The sequence below is a fragment of the Desulfosediminicola flagellatus genome, assembly GCF_005116655.2.
Classification (GTDB): domain Bacteria; phylum Desulfobacterota; class Desulfobulbia; order Desulfobulbales; family Desulfocapsaceae; genus Desulfopila; species Desulfopila flagellata.
The window spans coordinates 3,839,931-3,857,916 of the sequence record NZ_CP050698.1; the positions used below are offsets into that span (position 1 = coordinate 3,839,931).

Here is a 17,986-nt window from a genome sequence, read left to right on the forward strand (position 1 = left end):
GTGTTATAGCGATTGTTTCACAGAGCAAGGCGATTTTAAAAAATCAGGCACAGCCATTTAGCTGATATAGGAGTCTACGCTTACCTGCGAGCATTGATTTTATGAAAATAACGCAAATATGGGTTGGTAAGCGAAGAATCCGCAGAAAATGCATAATCCGCCAGACTCCTATCTTTTGCCAGAATCATTTCCCCCTGGGTCCTTAATGAATATTTTCGAAATTTACGTTTTTAATCTATTATTCTGACCAGGTAGTATTCACCCTGAAACGTAGCATTTGGCTCAAGATCAAGGCACGCTTGGGATTTTTACCGCAGGCACATATTTGATATTCTGAGGATAAAAATTTTAAGCGTACCACTGAGATTGCACAAATGGTTGTTTTCGAATTGAAATTAGTTATAACCATAGAGCAAGTTATCCCGCAGGCGCTCATCAATAGGTTCCTGTGGACCAAGCCATATCCCCATATAAATATTACCAAAATCTGCTGATTCTATTGAAACCAGTTCTTTCTGATTGAGGAGTAGAGTTGTCACCGCACTATCACCTTCATAACAGAGTTGATAATTGTCACCCTCCTCAACAGATCTATAAGCTTTGTGGAATATGTTAATTTCTTTTTGGATAGTATTGAGAGTCGTTGGTGTATGCTGCCGTTTTAAGATGGTATTGGCACCCTCGATAAAGTTCTCAGGGGTTAAAGAAACATTGTAATCAAGCCGTAAGCATTTCGATATTTCCGGAGAGAGAATATTTTGTGTGTCGCCTGCATTTTTTGTATAGAGTGATGCATCGTACACCTTTATAAATCCAAGATATTTAACTATACCTTTGCCCCGCAACTGCATCTCTCCAATCTCAGCCATTGAGAAGCCTGAAGAGACAAAAAGAAAGATAACTGCCATTAATACTCTTTTCATTTATCTACCCCGTTTACTGCTTTGTTTTGTTAAACACAATGGTGATATCTCCTACATGAAAACCAAACTTACTCATCGCAGTCTTGTTAATCAGTATATTGTCCGGCTGTAAAAACATCCAGTCATCGAGATACAGGGTGTATGTTGAATCATCAACCTTTACATCCAGGTAATACTTCCAATTGAGTGCGTTACCGTATGATTCTCCAGATGCCTTTCCGACAACGTCGTCAGCTGTTCCGCTTAAGATGTGTTCGCCATCACTGGATATAGTCCAGATCCTCTTTTGGATTTCACCATCGCTCCAGACGAAATCTTCATCGAGTATAAGCTCACCGCTCTCTGAAATGTTACCGTCGATTTTCACTACAAATTGTCGCAAAAGTTTTCCTTTTCTGTCCTGCACTATCCCCCAACCTGTAGTTCCCCCCTGAAAGTATTCAAATATATTGAATGCCGGCACGTTGTCACGATAGTCCCTCACATCCACTGTCGAACATCCAGTGAGAAGAAAAACAGTAATAATTGAAAGAAAAAATTTCATTAAAGCCTCCTGAGATGCAGGTACTTTTGAAAAGGTTGGAGAAAATTAAAGAAGCAAATAACTATTAAAATATTACGTAGACTAGATTCCTCTTGAAGCTCAAACAATACAGCCTCTGTTGCTGGAATGCATCAGAGGCTGTATGTATTCAAGATAGCAGCTTCTGTCTTGCTTTACCAGGTGTCACCAGCAACCTGACTTACATCCAGACATCGCTTCTTTTGATCTTCGGTGAGTCCTTCTTTAGAATCAAATCCTTTTACGTCATCATGGTAACAGGCAAACTCTTTTCCGTCTTTATCCTGTACCCATTCCATTCTCTGATATTCTTTGGAAATGATTTGTCCGCGCATACTCATAGCAATCTCCGTTGTGTTTTTTATCTATATCTGTTTTCGAAGTTGATCATGCTACAAACCTGGAAAACTGTATTTTGCTTTTCAGCTGGCTACCTGCCTTGCTGTCATGTTTATACTATAGACACCAACAACACATCTTCAATAGGTATAGTATGAGTATATAATACTAGCTAATACTAGTATTGATTACCATCAGCCTCAAGTACTCAAAACCTGAGTCATACTCTCAAAGCCATTTATCCCAGATCATCTGCACCCAGACATGTAGATCACCCACCCGGCGTACGATTTGGGGATTTTTATAATGGATCAGTGAGATATCCTATATCTGCTTAGTGAAATGATAGATATTATGAAGGAATACGCGATACGCACTCAGCTGGGTCAAATTGATATGAAACCCTTTACCAAGCTTATTGAGACCTGTAAGTTCAAGCAAACCCACATGCCCCTGAATCTTAAATCGATCTTAAGTGGTAAACTCTTTAATGCGCTTAACAATGAAAGTTTTTTCGATGACATCGTAATCAATACATTCCTGTTTTCTGCTTTTCGCAACAGATACCTTATGATTACCGTCTCACACGAAATAGAAATCATCAAATACGTCCATAAGCCAGCTGGAAAATCGCCACACGATATGACCATATCAACATCGCTGAGACACAGACCATCAAAATGATCTTAGAGAATAGGCGTTTTCTGGGGTTAGATGCTAGATGAACAGTATGTTCTCTAGGCCGAAAGCCCTGGGTATTTCGGAGTAATTATGAAGCACAACTTTTGTGAATATGCTGAAGACACTGGCACTGGAAACAATTGCAGACAAGTATTGGGTATGAGCAAGTAGTTGTCAATCTCTCTTTTTCTTGAGATTACAAAGGGTGGTGGATAATGCGATGACTGTAGTGCAGAATTGGCTGAGTTATCTCAAACCACAAAACAAAAAAAGGGATCACGTTAAATTAACGTAATCCCTTTTTTAAAGCTGGTACACCAGGAGCGATTCGAACGCCCGACCCCCTGATTCGTAGTCAGGTACTCTATCCAGCTGAGCTACTGGTGCTTCAGAAGTGGAGACTTTATACCGCAGTTTGTAACAGACATCAAGCCTGTTTTTTCCCTATCGGTTCTTTTTCTGCTTTATGCAGTGTTATCTCATGCTCTACAGGAGTCATGCCTGGATCTCCGAGGATAATAATCTCGGTATCATAGCGTGTTTCATGCTCATGAATCTCAAGGCGTTTATTGTTCTGTAAATACTGAGCAACATCAAGCGGGAAATGACATTCAACCCGCTGCACATGTTTTCGGCTTGCTCCTGTTTGAATACGGCGCAGGTAGAATAATGCCAGCGTTTCAACTGAGCGAACTATTCCGCGCCCTTTACAATGCTGACAAACTCTGTAATTACCCGCCTCGATAGGAGATCCAAGCTTCTGACGAGAGATCTGCATAAGACCGAATTTTGAAATACGGCTAAAATCAACTTTAGCTTTATCCCGCTTCATGGATACTTTGAGCTGACGCTCAACATCACGAATATGCTTCTTATTTCGCATATCGATGAAATCAACTACCACAAGCCCTCCAAGATCCCTCAAACGCAACTGACGTCCAATCTCACTTGCTGCCTCAAGATTAGCTTGATAGATGGACTGATCGAAATTTTTGCCTTTGCTTGTCGAACCTGAGTTTACATCAATTGCAACAAGTGCCTCAGTAGGATCGATTACAATTGAGCCTCCAGAAGGCAGGTTTACCCTTGGCTGATAGATTGATTCAATCTGGTCCTCTACACTGAACTGATTGAATATAGGTCGTGAGCCCTTGTGTAAACGAACTTTTACATCACGTTGCTTACTTGGAAGTAATGAAATAAATTCTTTGACCTGCTCCATCGCTTCGAGGTCATCGACTAAAATTTCCTCAATGGAAGGATCAAAATGTTCGCGTAAAAAGCGAAGAACAGATTGATGATCTTCATAAACCTGGCCAACACCGTCCATTCCCTGTGCTTTCTTTTTAATCTCTTCCCAAAGACGCAAAAGATAACCAACATCTCTTGCCAGGGCGGTCTTGGTTATATCGACACTCGCTGTACGTACAATCCAGCCGATTCCCTCAGGAATACCAAGCGAATTCATAGCGGTGCGTAACTGTGAACGACGCTCTTCTCCAGATATCTTACGACTTATTCCTGAAGAATCAGAGCCGGGCATAAGAACAACGCTTCGACCGGGAAGTGAGAGGTAGGTGGTCATATTGGCACCTTTTTTACCAACCTCTTCTTTCACGACCTGGACCATAACGTCCTGGCCCTTTTCCACAACATCAAGAATAGACAACCTCTTCCACTGATGCGAATCTACCAGCCCTTGAATCTCATTGCTAAGTTCCTGCTTATAATATTCAGGGTGAATCTCGCTAAATGGCAGAAAGCCGTTCTTTTCAGTACCGTAATCGATAAAGGCGGCCTGAAGGTTTGGCTCAATGGCAACAATTCTTCCTTTGTAGATATTATTTTTGGTAAGAGCCCTGTTGATGGTCGATACATGGATTGACTCAAGACGGCCATTCTCAAGGAGTGCGAGACGACACTCTTCAGGTTCTTCTGCGTTAATCAACAGCTTCAGAACAACAGACTCTTTCTCGGATTCATCGTCTTCCGGCAAATCAGCGAGCGGCTTTTCACGTGTTGAATCGAGATTACTTGTTCTCTCCCAATCCTTCTGCTCCTTAGCGCCTGTTATATCTTCATCGTCATCCTGCTCGGCAGTATCAGGAGTATCAGCTTCATTCTCCGTTTTTGGCTGATCCTTTCTTCTTCCACGAGATCTGCGCTGAGAAGGTTTCCGTCTCCTCTTTTCAGGGGCAGCAACTTCTGTACTCTCAGCTTCACCTTCCGACCCGGTTACCTCAGGTTTGTCTACATCTTCGGGAGTTACTGAATCAACCGGAGTCACAACAGAATCTGAAACAGCAGGCGTTGCACTGTCTGTAGAAACAACATCCTCAGCCTGAGAATTGTCATTTCCCTCCTGCGGCACAGTCTTTTTTACAGGTGGTTTTCTTTTTCGCTGTGCCCGTCGTGGTGCTGGTGCTTTTGCTTCAACAGGCTCAGCAGCGTCACCTTCAACATCGCCTTCATTGATTGCAGGGGATGAGAGATCTGATGTTGCGAGAGGCTTCTCTTCAACCTCTCGCGGTTTTCTGCGAGGCGGACGTTTTCTAGGCTGCCGCTTCGGCTTAACAACGTCTTCTGTCACAACAGGTTCTTCTGTCACCACCTCAGGTGAACTGATAACTTCCGGTGTGCCAGTAACAATTGCGGTTTCTACCGTTTCCGGGGCAACTGCAACTTCTGCCTTTGGTTTGCGGGGAGCTCTTTTCCGTGGAGTTTTGGGCTTTTCTGCGACTTTTTCAGGCTTTTCTACAACTTCTTCAGGAACTGTAGGGGCTTGAGTTACAGGAGGCTGGTCTGCTTCTATCGACACCGACGCTTTTCGAGGTCTTCTTCCGGCAGGTTTTGCTTTAGGGGTTTCTTGAATAGCCGCTTTTTCAACAGGTTTCTGTTCTGCTGGTGCTACTTCAACGTCCTCAACTATCGTACTTTTCCACCACGCGCCTGTTGTTGCCTTGATTCTTCTGCTTGGTTTTTTCTCTTCAGGTTTCTTTGTCTCTACCATAAATATCCTTAACATCCGCCAGATCAGACTAGTCCTCACCCAACAGATATTCCATCTTCTAAAACCATTATTTCACAAATGTTTGTTACACATCTGCGACAAAAAGGCTCCAGAACACATTAAATTCGCGATACCGGGTTAAATAAGAATAATCCCGTCGCGTCTACCAGCATACCCCCCATTCACGTCCTGTTAGCTGTAGTCTGCTCAGTTTCCCGTTTTTTTTCGGGCGAGCATTGCTTCAAAGCATTGATAGGAAAAGACGTGTCTGGAATAATATGCCTCCAGTTTTGTCAAATTTGAGGAATTTCAATCCTCCCGGGATGACCGGGCAGCACAGCCTGATCTCGTATTAATTTCTTCCCGGTAGCACTTCTATACTCTCGGAAACATCAACCCAGAATGAGAAAACTCAAAACTGAAATGATGCTGCCGGAAGAATTCTTTTTACCCGTTACCATTACAAACAGGTACCTTATCTAAGAGCGTACCTGATATTGCTCTCTTAGTCCAATCTGGTGCGATTCTGATTCACAACCACTGGAGGTTTCCTTCAGGACAACGGGCGTATTATCATCCAAAAAAGCCATCTTTATACGATGAAATCTTAGCAGTTCCAAAAATAAAACAATTCCCTTTCATTATCAAGGTAAATCTATGACTTTAAACTTGACACCGAAAGAGGAGAAACGTACAGTTCGATGTTTACTTTCTACTGTATTTTATGATGAAATATCAGTAATCCGAGAAACATCTGATTCTACAATTGTGACAAACTCAGCTACCATGCTCAAAACCTGCAAAAAAAACAGGCGAAAGCATGAAAACTTTCACAAGGAGTATACTGTGACATCCTGCCCGGTAAAATGCTCTGGAACTAAAGCAGTTTTAACCTCTCTGGCCCTTTCAGCTTTTTTACTACCCACTGCTACCTGCCTTGCAGAGTCAGTGGCCACAGCTGAATGGAATATTTCTGCGGACAAGATTACACGTTACGAAGATCCTAGAAGTATTGTCGCAGAAGGCAATATCATACTGGAAAAACGTGTAAAAATTCCACCCAAAGCTATCCCTGTTGATACAGAGGTGACTGAGTGGGCGGAATTACTCGATGAGAAAACGCCACAGCAAGAAATAACAGCCGAGGAAATCGTCGAACTGACAGACGTTGAAGAGCAAGTCAAGACAACCCTTGTTATCAAGGCAGACTGGCTTACCTATGATGTTGATATGCAATCCATAAAAGCCAAAGGGAATGTAGAGGTTTCCAGCGAAGATGACACCCTCATGGCCGATGAGGGAAGCGTTAAACTTGACACTGAGACTGGTTCCTTCACTGATGCTATTATCATCAGAAAAGAAGATTCCCTGCACCTCGAAGGAAAAACTATCGAGAAAACCGGGCTCAACACCTATCACATACAGGAAGGATGGGTCATTACCTGTAAGGTAGACGAAGGCAAAACACCACCATGGTCATTTGCCAGCAAAGACACAACCATCAAGCAGGATGGCTATGCCGTAATGAAACATGCAACGTTCAATGTAAAAGGTGTACCGATATTTTATACCCCATACATGATCGTACCTGTAAAAAATACACGACAGACCGGTTTTCTTTTTCCTGAGGCTTCAAACTCTGGTTCCGGCGGTTTTAGCTTTAATGTGCCCTTCTTCATCAACCTGTCCAACTCAATGGACATAACACTTTTCCCTGAAATCTATTTTGATCGCGGTTTTATGCCTGGTGCTGAATTCCGCTATGTCCGCAATGAAAACAATAAAGGCGTTTTCACCGGTAGTTATTTAAACGACAGTCTCTCAGGTACAGACCAATCCACTGAGTACTATGTGGATACCGGATATAGCCATACTAACTCTGATCGTTACTGGGTTCGTGCCAAGGCTGACCACACTATTGGTGACAACTGGCAGACAAGACTTGACGTGGATATAGTATCTGACAAAGATTACCTCTCGGAATTTAACAGTGGCTACACGGGATTCGACGATACGGACGATCGTTTTCAGGAGGTGTTCGGGCGAGGATTTGAAAACAAAACTGACACCACCAGACAAAATACTCTGAAATTTCTAAAAAGCTGGAGCGGTATCTCACTCGAAACCAACCTGCTTGCAATCAACGATGTTCGGGAAGATGAAACCAACCCGACCCCACTCTGGAAACTTCCTGATATACAATTTTCGGGGGTCCTTCCCGTCTCAACAACCGGCATCTCTTTTGAGTGGGATGCAGATTATATTAATTACTGGCGTGAAGACGGCATAGGTGCTCATCGTTTTGATATCCACCCCAACATTAGTTCTTCGATCCCGCTTTCACCATATCTTGAATCCCGTGCAGAACTCGGTGTACGTGAAACATATTACATAGTTCAGGAGTACGGCGATTCCACATGGGATAAAGACGATACTCAGGACAGGCTGACCGCAAATTTTGAGTTTGAGGTATCCAGCACAGTGATGAGAAATTTTGCTCTCTCCGGAGAATCCTTTGATTCTGTTGATCACTTAATGCAGCCTTTTGTCAAATATGAATATATCCCTGATGTTGACCAGGACGATCTCCCGCAGTTCGATTCAGTGGATACTATCAGCGAGGCGAATCAAATCACCTACGGTATAGACAACTTCTTTAACGTATTCTCAGGAACTGCCACGCGGGAGTATGGATACTTTAAAATTAACCAGAGTTACAGTCTGCTTGATCCTGAAGATGGAGAAGAAGACGAACCGTTCTCTGATGTGCAAATCCAGTTGGCTGTCACTCCCATCGAGAAACTCCATTTTGAATATGATACTAACATAGATGTGTATGGTGATGGGTTTGTCAGACATAGCTTTGAAGGACAGTATACAAACTCTCGGGGCGACTTTTTCAGCGTAGATTACAGCTTCACCAAAGACAGTGTCGAACAGATAAACGCCACCATTCACGCAGATTTATCTGCTAAATGGGCTACAGAACTCGAAGTTGAGCACTCTATTTCTGAAAGTGAAACCAATGTGGCCAACTTCTCACTGCTCTATACAGAATTATGCTGGTCTGTAAAAATGCAGACGAAGTACACTCCGTCAGACACAACGTTTCTGGTTGTATTTAACCTTGCCAATATTGGTATGCCATTTGGCGCCAGTTTTTAAAAACCGACAAATCAATCAGCAAAAGTTTTTTGTAGAGAGAAACGTATGTATTTTGACATATTCAATGGTGATGCAGACGGCATTTGTGCGCTGCACCAACTCCGCCTCGCGGCACCTCGTCCTGAAGCTCGGCTTATCACCGGTGTAAAGCGGGATATAACCCTGCTTGCCAAAGCTGAGCTGGCTGCTATTGAACAATGCACCCTTACTGTGCTTGATATATCACTTGATAGCAACAGAGAACCTCTGCTAAGCCTGCTTAATCGTGGCAATAATATATTTTATTATGATCATCATGCGGCTACCGACATTCCTCATTCAAAACTTCTGGAAACACATATCCTAGCATCAGCTGATACGTGCACCTCTCTGATTGTAAGTAAAGCACTCGATAATCGATATGCTGGATGGGCCATATGCGGCGTATATGGCGACAATCTCCACGATCAGGCACAAAAACTGGCCGCAACACTATCACTCTCTGATACAGAAACTGATCAGTTACGTGAAATAGGTGAGTTATTGAATTACAATGGCTACGGCACCATACCTGCTGACCTCCACTATCACCCTGAAGAGTTATATCGTGCGGTTGCACCGTTTGAGAATCCATTCGAATTCTTTACTAATTCTGAACATCTCACCACACTTCGTAAGGGGTATGATGCTGATATCGCTTCAGCCTTAAATTGCAAAGAATATAACCCTAAGGGAAAGAATAGAATCTTCATTCTTCCCAATGCCCCCTGGGCCCGCCGGGTTTCCGGTGTTTTTGCCAACATGAAGGCAAGAGAACAGCCGGATTCCGCCCATGCGCTTATCACTGAAAACGATGATGGAACGCTTCGTATCAGTGTGCGGGCTCCTCTCAATAACAAGAAAAATGCAGTCACCCTCTGCAAACAATTCCCAACAGGTGGTGGCCGTGAAGCAGCAGCAGGAATTAACAGCATACCGGAATCGTTGTTTGACGACTTCATTCAAGCATTCAACACCACATACTCTTAACCGCAGGAAATTATACAAACAGGTGATGATCCGAGAATTTACAAACAGAGCCTTCTAAAACACATGAGATCATTACCCACAGCGACAACGCCTTCTTGCCTGATGATCTATCTAGTGATCACTCTGTCCTTTATCCTCTTTGCCACACCTTCAACACAAGCAGCACCTCCAGCTGAATCCACGCCTACATCAAAAGAGCACAACCAACGTATAGATATTGATAGCGAAAAGTATAGAGAACTCTTTGCAGAACTCATAGACACCCATGGGTTTGAACAGAATCAACTCAGGAGACTTTTTGCCGGTGTTACGCTTAGCCCTACAGTATTATCTTTGATCGACAATCAACAGCCGACATCTTCGTTCAATTTCTACCTCAAACTCATTTTCACACCAGCAATAATTGAGGTTGCCAAACAGCAACTTACCGACCATAAACTGCTTCTTGATAACATTGAAACTGAGTTCGGCGTTGATCGTGAGTATATCATCGCAATCTGGGCAATCGAAACGCGATTCGGTCAGAATACCGGTAAATATAATGTCTTCCAGACGCTCAACACACTATTTGACGCATATCCGCGAAGGTCTCAATTTTTCAAAAATCAATTAGTTCATTTTCTGCTCTTATGCCGTGAAAATAGTATCGAACCGAAAACCGTGAAGGGTTCGTACGCCGGTGCTTTCGGCCAGACACAGTTCATCCCCTCAAGCTTTCGTGAATTTGCTGTAAGCTTTGACGGAGATACAAAGCGGGATGTTTTCACCTCGGTCCCTGACATTCTTGCTTCAATAGCCAATTATCTTAAAAGGCATCATTGGGTCCTTGACGGCCCAGTTTTCGCTGATCTTGGCAAAAACCTTAAGTCAGAACTGTTGGTCGACACATATATGAAAGGGAGCAAAGGAAGAATCTCATGGCAGCAATTATCAGAGAATCAGCAAAAACAACTGCCACATCCGCCTGATAATAAACCACTTACGATTATCGGCCTGGAAGTAAGTCCGCTACTGGGAGGCGGAAAAAGGTATTTTGCTGCATACACAAACTTCAGGGCCATTACTGCCTGGAATCACTCAAACAGGTATGCCATGGCAGTAAGTCAGCTTGCAATGGCATTGGCCAGATAACACACTTTGCTATTATGTTTTGGATGAACGCTCTATCTGGTCGCTCTTTTTTAATTGCTATTCGTTTTCTTTGCCTTGTAACTCTTCTTTTTCAAATCAGTGGATGCTCACAACAGCATCGCACTCCGCTAGTGCCTGTACCAACGCCCGAACTCCCTTTCTTTACTGATGACGGAGACAGAGCCGACCTGCTTGCATGTGCTCTTAGCCATAGAAACTATCTAACCAACCTACCCGAAGGTCACCATCTGACAGTCGCCAATCACACTTACCCACGCCAGTGGTTATTACATTCTGTCGATGAGCTGATATCAATACTTCGATCCACGCCTGACACTCTGGAAATTCACAATAGAATAGCTCATGATTTTGATATTTTTATGGCGACGGGTAGAAAAGATGAAACCATAGGTACCATGCTGGTTACCGGATATTTCGAGCCGCTCTTTGAGGGCAGCTTGTCGGAAACTGAACAATTCAAATATCCATTGTATTCCAAACCGGCTTCACTGGTAACACAAACAGCACCAGAATCGCAGATGACATCGGTTGGCAGAATTGATGTACACGGCAATTTTACCAATTACTGGACACGAGCTGAAATTGAAAACAATCAGCCTCTCAAGGGTGATGAACTCGTCTACCTTAAAGATCCATTTGAAGCTTTTCTCCTGCATGTCCAAGGGTCTGGAAAAATCCTTCTGCCTGACGGAAACCAGCGATCTGTTCGATTTGCCGGTCACAACGGGCACAGCTACAACAGCATAGGAAAATTGCTGGTTGATGAGGGTAAAATCAGCTTGAAGGAAGCTTCCATTCCGACGATACGCAGCTATTTCAACTCACATCCGGCTGAACAAAAACGAATTCTGCACCACAACCCACGCTTTATCTTTTTTGCCTGGGGAGATGATAAACCACCCAGAGGAAATCTTGGCCAACCCCTGACCAAAGGCCGCTCCATCGCAATTGACCAGTCCAGCCTCCCCCCCGAACTCTTTGGATGGCTGCAAACGAAAAGACCTTTGGTGAATACAGACGGTTTAATCCTTGAATGGGTATCGACCAGCCGATTTGTCTTTCCTCAGGATACCGGATCTGCTATTGAGGGGGCCGGTCGGGTAGACCTGTTCTGGGGTAACGGCCTCTATGCTGAAGTTGCTGCAGGTAACATGAAGGAAAAGGGAAAACTCTACTTTTTCATAAAGAAAGGTTTCTTGAGATATTGATCAATGACATCCGAAAATCTGTAATAACACGCTATTCAGTAATAATATCTACGTAAAGGAGGGGCAGGAACCATGTCACATTATCCGCTGATCACCCTGACCACTGACTTCGGACTTACAGACGAATATGTAGCTTCAATGAAAGGAGTTATTTATACCATACTCCCTGAAGCACGCATTGTAGATATCTGCCATAGCATTCCACCCCAGGATGTTGCTTCAGCCAGCTTCATCTTCGGAAGGGCTTACAGCTATTTCCCGCATGGCACCGTGCATATAATCGTTGTAGACCCGGGAGTAGGATCAGCCCGTTCAATACTTGCCATTGAAGCTGGCGGACAGTTCTTCATCGCACCAGATAACGGAACACTCAGCGCAGTACTTGAGCGTCATAAAAATGTGAAACTCTACACAATAAGTAATACAAAACTCTATCGGGAAAATACAACTTCAACGTTTCATGGAAGAGATATCATGGCGCCTGTTGCAGCACGTGTTGCCGGCGGGTTATCACTTTCCGAAACAGGAAAACGTATACAACCTGAAGATTGCGTCAAACTAGACGATTACACTCCTCACGTGCAGAGTGATTCGATTCACGGCAAAGTGATCCATATTGATAATTTTGGAAACATCTGCACCAATATCACATCTTCACTCATTAAAAACTTAGGGTCGAATCAAACGATTTTAATAAAAATCGGTGACGTACATATTCATGGATTAGCCTCAAGCTATGCTGTTGCGGAACCCAATCAACCTCTTGCACTCTATGACAGCCATAACCACCTTGAAATCGCAATCAATTGCGGCTCTGCAGCTGAAAATTTACATATAGCCAGGGGCGATACCGTGAGTGTTCATATTACACAGTAAAATTAAAAAAATGGTGCATATCGACCTGATCGATATGCACCATTTTTTACACTGCTATCACATACGTTGATTATTTCAACAAAGCAAAGCGTTCCCAGAAATCAGGGAACGATTTTGCAACACACCCCTCACCGGTAATCTTAACACCTGGAACTCTAAGACCTGCAACAGCAAAACACATCGCCATGCGATGGTCATTGTATGTCTCAATCTCAGCACCATGCAGACTCTTACCACCATCACCGTGAATGATCATCGAATCAGGAAATTCTTCAACTTTTGCACCAAGCTTGGTAAGCTCAGTGACTACAGCGTTTAATCGGTCACATTCTTTAATACGTAAATGAGCGATATTTTTAATCTCAGTTTTTCCTTCCGCAAAAGCAGCGACAACAGCAAGTGTAGGAACAACATCCGGCATATCAGCCATATCAACAGTAATGCCCTGCAACGGCTTACTTCCCTTTACGGTTATCCCGTTTCCTTCCTTTATCACTTCACAACCCATGCGTCCAAGCAGAGGTACAAGCATAGCGTCTCCCTGAAGCGAAGGCACAGGAACATTACTTACGGTCACACTACCACCAGTGACAGCAGCCGCAGCCCAGAAATAGGAGGCATTGGAAGCATCGCCCTCTACATTGTAATCCATCGCTTTATAGCAACCCTGCGGGATAGTGAACGAGCTATAATCGCTAGCACATTCAACAACAATGCCAAAATCTGCCATTACAGAAAGAGTCATTGCAACGTAAGGCTTAGAGAACACTTCGCCTTCAACCTTCAATGTCGCTGGTTTTGCGGCATAAGGCGCTACCAAAAGCAATGATGAGAGATACTGACTGCTCTTGCCTTCAGGCAAAACCGTTTCGCCACCAAGCAATCCGTTTGCATTGATGTTCAGTGGCGGGCAGTCTGTTCCTTTCTCTGATGAAATATCCACTCCCCATCCCTGCAACGCCTGCATCAGCGGCCCAATCGGACGCTCATACATTCTCTCGTCGCCGTCAATAACATATGAGCTGTTTCCAAGAGAGGCAACCGAGGTGAGAAAGCGGGTGGCTGTCCCGTTGTTACCAAGAAAAATTGATTCTTTTGTTGGGCTGATAACACCAGCTTTACCCTCAACAGTCCAGAAATCATCTCCTTTGGTGATCGTCATACCCATCTGTGCCAGTGCACCAGATGAGTATTCAGTATCTTCACTAGCGAGTGGACCCATGAGCCTACTGGTGCCCTCAGCAAGTGAAGCTGCAATGAGTGCTCGCTGCGTAAGGCTTTTAGAACCTGGCACTGCAAGGGTTACGTCAACTTTTCCTACTGGTGTAATTTCAATCATCTAAAAACTGTCCCTTGTATAGAAAATGAGGTGAAACACCCCTCACATATTAAATATTTCCAGTCGCTTTCAACAACGCATTTCGCATTACATCGACCGGCGCTGTTTTCCCGCTCCAGAGTTCAAACTGGGCGACCCCCTGGTACAATAGCATCTCCAACCCTGTAACCACCTGACAGCCTGCTGCCTCTGCATCAGTAAGCAAACGGGTTTTAAGTGGCGAGTAGACGATATCCATTACAACCGCGTATGCCCGAAGGGCATCTGGCGACACCAGAGTCGCATCAATATCCGGAGTCATGCCGACAGATGTCGCATTAATGAGAATATCTGCTTCAAGTTTGTCAACCTCAGACAGGGAATACCATGGACAACCCAATTCTTTAGCCAATTCCCTACCCCGGTTTTCAGTTCTGCTGCAAAGAGACATCGTGGCTCCTGCCTCTAAGAGCCCGAATCCGATTGCCCTTGCAGCTCCGCCCGCCCCGAGAACAACAACAGACTTCTCCGCGAGATCCATTTTTGCCATTAATGCTCTATTGGCACCAATCCAGTCGGTGTTTGACCCATGTAATTCACGCCCTCTCACAGTCTCGACAACATGCAGGGTATTAACTGCCCCAATGCGTTCAGCTACAGGGTCAATATGATCCAAAAAAGGAATCACCGTCTCTTTATGAGGAATAGTAACGCTTGCGCCATGCATCCCGAGGGCTTTCAGGCCCGGCAGAGCAATTGCCACATCCTCGACCGGTAAGGGAACATACACTCCATTCTCGCCAATCTCTGCAAATGCACTGTTTTGCATTACTGGACTCATCGAGTGGCTCACAGGATTGCCAATAATTCCATAAACTTTTGTTTTTCCATCTATGTTCACTGCGCATCCTCTGTATTTTCGAATAAGCCAAAACCTCTAAGACCAAAAGTGTCGGCTGATGTACGTAAGGTTGCGACTTGCCCTCGGCTGGATATGGTCATTTTCTGTCTTTGCAACCAATGTAAATCTTTCATTAGTCCTTAATCCAGTCTAGCTTCAATCCGCCAATAACATCACGAACAGACTCAATACCGTCTTCCTCCTGGACATACTTTGCAATACCTTCGACAACCTCTTCACTGGCTCTCGGGTTTACAAAGTTTGCTGTCCCAATCTGAACAGCAGATGCTCCGGCAAGCATAAATTCGAGTGCATCTTCGGCGGTCTCAATCCCACCTATTCCAATGATAGGTATCGACACGGCCCCAGCCACTTCATAAACCATTCTTAGCGCAACCGGCTTAATGGCCGGACCAGAGAGACCACCGATCACATTAGCCAGTACAGGACGTTTCTTCTTCAGGTCAATTGCCATTCCGATAAGCGTATTAATCAGCGATATAGAGTCTGCACCTGCGTCCTCCACTGCTCTTGCCATTTCACGAATATCTGTAACATTAGGAGATAGCTTTACAATAACAGGTACAGAACATGTTTCTTTAACGGCCTTAGTTACTGCAGCAGCCATCTTGGGATCACCACCAAACGCCACACCACCCTCTTTAACATTAGGACAGCTGATATTTACCTCGATTCCGGCAACTCCCGGAACACCTTCAAGCCTTGCGGTAATTTCTCGGTACTCTTCTACAGAACCTCCAAGGATATTCACAATAGCAGGAACATTAAGCCCATTGAGGTATGGCATCTTTTCGGTAATAAACCGATCAACACCTACATTCTGCAAACCGATTGCATTGAGCATTCCGCATGCTGTCTCGACAATCCTCGGTGGTGGATTGCCAGGTCGTGGGAAAAGAGATATTCCTTTAACAATAACGGCTCCGAGTCGATGCAAATTCATCAGCCTTTCGAATTCACGTGCATAACCGAATGTGCCAGACGCGGTCATAACAGGATTATTCAACTCAAGACTGCCGATTTTTACGCGAAGATCCGGTCCGGCAGTTGTATCCTTTACAAATTCCATTCCAGCTCCTTTGATTCAAATACAGGCCCATCAAGGCAGACATGTACGTACTTGCCATCACCTACAGGTCTGTTGCAACCGAGACAGGCTCCCATTCCGCAGGCCATTACGCTCTCAACACTTACCTGGCATCTAAGATTTTCTTTTTCACAGAACTTACTGATTGCACCCATCATAGGTTCGGGTCCACAGGCATACACTAGTGTATCAGCTGAAAGTTGAAGTCCCTTCAATGCATCGGTTACGAAACCCTTCTCACCGAATGAGCCATCATCAGTGGTGGCAATTGTACGCATACCAATCTGTTTAAAGTCTTCAACAAGAGGTTCAACCTCACCCTTTGAGCGACCACCGAGGATAATAGTATCGGCTGCATTACGCGCCTTCTTCCTGCGGCTGATCTCTTTTGCAAGAAACAGCATAGGTGCAATACCCAATCCGCCACCAATAATGCAGACAGGTGCTACATCATTAATTCTAAATCCTTTTCCAAGAGGTCCGAATACAGAAAGCTCCTCACCTTCCCGGGCATGAGCAAGCAGTTCAGTTCCCCTGCCCACTATCTTGAAATAGATCTGAATATGTCCACTCGTATCTGACTGGTGGATTGAAAATGGTCGACGGAGCATTGGATCTTTACCCGCTGCAGTCCGAATCATAACAAACTGACCCGGCTTACAAGAACCTGCAATATCAGGTGCTTTAAGCGTCAGGCGCACATTGTCTTCAGACAGCTGTTCAACACGGGTAACTATTGTTTTTTCCTGATATTGTGGCATAGTTACGTATACACTTTTGAGTGGATTTTTAATTTAAACGACTCTTTATCTTATCGAATGAGGCAGTGGATGGTTGCAGCAGAATCTCTTATACTCGTATTTTCGGCACTTTTCGGTGCCATTGTCGGGAGTTTTTTGAATGTGGTAATTCTACGGTTACCTAAGGAGGACACCTCTATCGTTTTCCCTGCTTCGCATTGTCCTAAATGTGAACATCCGCTAGCTTGGTATGAGAATATACCTGTTATCAGCTATATTGTCCAACTTGGAAAATGTCGACACTGCAAAACTTCTATTTCCCTGCAATACCCGACTGTTGAATTGATCATGGCTGTCTTGACTGCAGCCCTCGTCAACCACTTTGGGCTCTCAGCTGCTTTTGCCGGATACTTTATCTTCACTGCTGCACTCATTGCCATTATCTATATTGACATCCATTTGCAGATCATTCCAGATGTAATTAGCCTGCCCGGCATAGTCCTTGGATTTTTATTCTCATTCATTAACCCCTATGTAAGCTGGCAGAGCTCATTGATCGGTATACTTGCAGGAGGCGGGATTCTATTTGCTATAGCTGAAGGCTACGCGTATCTCCGGAAAATGGAAGGAATGGGTGGTGGCGATATTAAACTCCTGGCAATGCTTGGTGCTTTTCTTGGCTGGCAATCACTGCCCTTTATCTTTCTAGCAAGTTCGTTAAGCGGGTCGATTGTAGGCCTTATGGCTATGCCTATTCAAAAAAAAGGTGGTCAGACACGTATTCCATTCGGGCCATTTTTATCATTGGCAGGTCTTTGCTATATGTTTTTTTCCACACAAATACTCTACTACTTCAACCTCTATCTCAATGGCCAATGGCCTTAACACAGATTTCTCATCAAAAAAGTCCACGTCGGAGCACAAGCCACGCCGCTGTAGCAAACTACCACATGTGGCTTGTAACACTACTCCTTCGGAAAACGTCGTGTTCTCCA

15 protein-coding genes and 1 tRNA gene are annotated in these 17,986 nt (G+C 44.2%); 7 read left to right on the top strand and 9 right to left on the bottom strand.

Going from position 1 to position 17,986, the window contains the following annotated elements:
• Positions 1–395 precede the first annotated feature (395 nt).
• From FCL46_RS15855 to FCL46_RS15865, 3 genes are all read right to left on the bottom strand, one after another.
• Positions 396–923, bottom strand: coding sequence for a chalcone isomerase family protein (locus tag FCL46_RS15855; RefSeq protein ID WP_136806653.1), 528 nt, complete (start codon positions 921–923; stop codon positions 396–398).
• Positions 924–936: 13 nt separating this feature from the next.
• Positions 937–1,467, bottom strand: coding sequence for a DUF3833 domain-containing protein (locus tag FCL46_RS15860; RefSeq protein WP_136806652.1), 531 nt, complete (start codon positions 1,465–1,467; stop codon positions 937–939).
• Between the two features lie 173 nt (positions 1,468–1,640).
• Positions 1,641–1,826 (bottom strand): hypothetical protein, encoded by a 186-nt coding sequence (locus FCL46_RS15865; RefSeq protein WP_228723232.1) that lies wholly within the window; start codon positions 1,824–1,826, stop codon positions 1,641–1,643.
• Between the two features lie 394 nt (positions 1,827–2,220).
• Here FCL46_RS15865 and FCL46_RS15870 point away from each other — a divergent pair, with 394 nt between their 5' ends.
• Complete coding sequence (locus FCL46_RS15870) at positions 2,221–2,508, top strand: hypothetical protein (protein ID WP_136806651.1); 288 nt, start codon at positions 2,221–2,223, stop codon at positions 2,506–2,508.
• A 307-nt stretch (positions 2,509–2,815) separates the two neighbouring features.
• On the opposite strand, the gene FCL46_RS15875 is transcribed toward FCL46_RS15870, so the two are convergent.
• Together FCL46_RS15875 and FCL46_RS15880 are read right to left on the bottom strand one after the other, a co-directional pair.
• Positions 2,816–2,892 (bottom strand) — tRNA-Arg (locus FCL46_RS15875).
• 40 nt (positions 2,893–2,932) lie between these two features.
• A complete protein-coding gene (locus tag FCL46_RS15880; protein ID WP_136806650.1) occupies positions 2,933–5,515 on the bottom strand; it encodes an Rne/Rng family ribonuclease in 2,583 nt (860 codons plus the stop codon).
• A 657-nt stretch (positions 5,516–6,172) separates the two neighbouring features.
• Here FCL46_RS15880 and FCL46_RS15885 point away from each other — a divergent pair.
• The 5 genes from FCL46_RS15885 to FCL46_RS15905 all read left to right on the top strand — a co-directional run bounded on the left by FCL46_RS15885 (position 6,173) and on the right by FCL46_RS15905 (position 12,924).
• A complete protein-coding gene (locus tag FCL46_RS15885; RefSeq protein WP_136806649.1) occupies positions 6,173–8,680 on the top strand; it encodes an LPS-assembly protein LptD in 2,508 nt (835 codons plus the stop codon).
• Between the two features lie 45 nt (positions 8,681–8,725).
• On the top strand, positions 8,726–9,688 hold the full coding sequence (locus FCL46_RS15890) for a DHH family phosphoesterase (protein ID WP_136806648.1): 963 nt from the start codon (positions 8,726–8,728) through the stop codon (positions 9,686–9,688).
• Positions 9,689–9,751: 63 nt separating this feature from the next.
• Positions 9,752–10,819 (top strand): lytic murein transglycosylase, encoded by a 1,068-nt coding sequence (locus FCL46_RS15895; RefSeq protein WP_136806647.1) that lies wholly within the window; start codon positions 9,752–9,754, stop codon positions 10,817–10,819.
• A gap of 23 nt (positions 10,820–10,842) precedes the next feature.
• Positions 10,843–12,048: a murein transglycosylase A gene (gene mltA, locus FCL46_RS15900; protein ID WP_167505822.1), complete on the top strand. Its 1,206-nt coding sequence runs from the start codon at positions 10,843–10,845 to the stop codon at positions 12,046–12,048.
• 72 nt (positions 12,049–12,120) lie between these two features.
• A complete protein-coding gene (locus FCL46_RS15905) occupies positions 12,121–12,924 on the top strand; it encodes an SAM hydrolase/SAM-dependent halogenase family protein (RefSeq protein WP_136806645.1) in 804 nt (267 codons plus the stop codon).
• 70 nt (positions 12,925–12,994) lie between these two features.
• On the opposite strand, the gene aroA is transcribed toward FCL46_RS15905, so the two are convergent.
• From aroA to FCL46_RS15925, 4 genes are all read right to left on the bottom strand, one after another.
• Complete coding sequence (gene aroA, locus FCL46_RS15910) at positions 12,995–14,263, bottom strand: 3-phosphoshikimate 1-carboxyvinyltransferase (protein WP_136806644.1); 1,269 nt, start codon at positions 14,261–14,263, stop codon at positions 12,995–12,997.
• A 49-nt stretch (positions 14,264–14,312) separates the two neighbouring features.
• Entirely contained in the window at positions 14,313–15,143 is an 831-nt protein-coding gene (locus FCL46_RS15915; protein ID WP_136806643.1) for a shikimate dehydrogenase, read from the bottom strand.
• Positions 15,144–15,276: 133 nt separating this feature from the next.
• A complete protein-coding gene (locus FCL46_RS15920; RefSeq protein ID WP_136806642.1) occupies positions 15,277–16,233 on the bottom strand; it encodes a dihydroorotate dehydrogenase in 957 nt (318 codons plus the stop codon).
• Positions 16,221–17,012: a dihydroorotate dehydrogenase electron transfer subunit gene (locus FCL46_RS15925; RefSeq protein WP_136806641.1), complete on the bottom strand. Its 792-nt coding sequence runs from the start codon at positions 17,010–17,012 to the stop codon at positions 16,221–16,223. The genes FCL46_RS15920 and FCL46_RS15925 overlap by 13 nt, the downstream gene beginning before the upstream one ends.
• Positions 17,013–17,081: 69 nt before the next feature.
• Between FCL46_RS15925 and FCL46_RS15930 the strand changes: the two genes are divergently transcribed.
• Positions 17,082–17,876 carry a prepilin peptidase gene (locus tag FCL46_RS15930; RefSeq protein WP_136806640.1) on the top strand — a complete coding sequence of 265 codons (795 nt, stop codon included), beginning with the start codon at positions 17,082–17,084 and terminating at the stop codon, positions 17,874–17,876.
• Positions 17,877–17,986 lie beyond the last annotated feature (110 nt).

Excerpts from the sequence above, each read along its gene's own strand:
- FCL46_RS15930 (WP_136806640.1), top strand. The coding sequence starts at position 17,082 with ATGGTTGCAGCAGAATCTCTTATACTCGTATTTTCGGCACTTTTCGGT.
- FCL46_RS15890 (WP_136806648.1), top strand. The coding sequence starts at position 8,726 with ATGTATTTTGACATATTCAATGGTGATGCAGACGGCATTTGTGCGCTG.
- FCL46_RS15925 (WP_136806641.1), bottom strand. The coding sequence starts at position 17,012 with ATGCCACAATATCAGGAAAAAACAATAGTTACCCGTGTTGAACAGCTG.
- FCL46_RS15905 (WP_136806645.1), top strand. The coding sequence starts at position 12,121 with ATGTCACATTATCCGCTGATCACCCTGACCACTGACTTCGGACTTACA.
- FCL46_RS15870 (WP_136806651.1), top strand. The coding sequence starts at position 2,221 with ATGAAACCCTTTACCAAGCTTATTGAGACCTGTAAGTTCAAGCAAACC.
- aroA (WP_136806644.1), bottom strand. The coding sequence starts at position 14,263 with ATGATTGAAATTACACCAGTAGGAAAAGTTGACGTAACCCTTGCAGTG.
- FCL46_RS15895 (WP_136806647.1), top strand. The coding sequence starts at position 9,752 with ATGAGATCATTACCCACAGCGACAACGCCTTCTTGCCTGATGATCTAT.
- FCL46_RS15920 (WP_136806642.1), bottom strand. The coding sequence starts at position 16,233 with ATGGAATTTGTAAAGGATACAACTGCCGGACCGGATCTTCGCGTAAAA.
- FCL46_RS15865 (WP_228723232.1), bottom strand. The coding sequence starts at position 1,826 with ATGAGTATGCGCGGACAAATCATTTCCAAAGAATATCAGAGAATGGAA.
- FCL46_RS15855 (WP_136806653.1), bottom strand. The coding sequence starts at position 923 with ATGAAAAGAGTATTAATGGCAGTTATCTTTCTTTTTGTCTCTTCAGGC.
- FCL46_RS15860 (WP_136806652.1), bottom strand. The coding sequence starts at position 1,467 with ATGAAATTTTTTCTTTCAATTATTACTGTTTTTCTTCTCACTGGATGT.
- FCL46_RS15880 (WP_136806650.1), bottom strand. The coding sequence starts at position 5,515 with ATGGTAGAGACAAAGAAACCTGAAGAGAAAAAACCAAGCAGAAGAATC.
- mltA (WP_167505822.1), top strand. The coding sequence starts at position 10,843 with ATGAACGCTCTATCTGGTCGCTCTTTTTTAATTGCTATTCGTTTTCTT.
- FCL46_RS15885 (WP_136806649.1), top strand. The coding sequence starts at position 6,173 with ATGACTTTAAACTTGACACCGAAAGAGGAGAAACGTACAGTTCGATGT.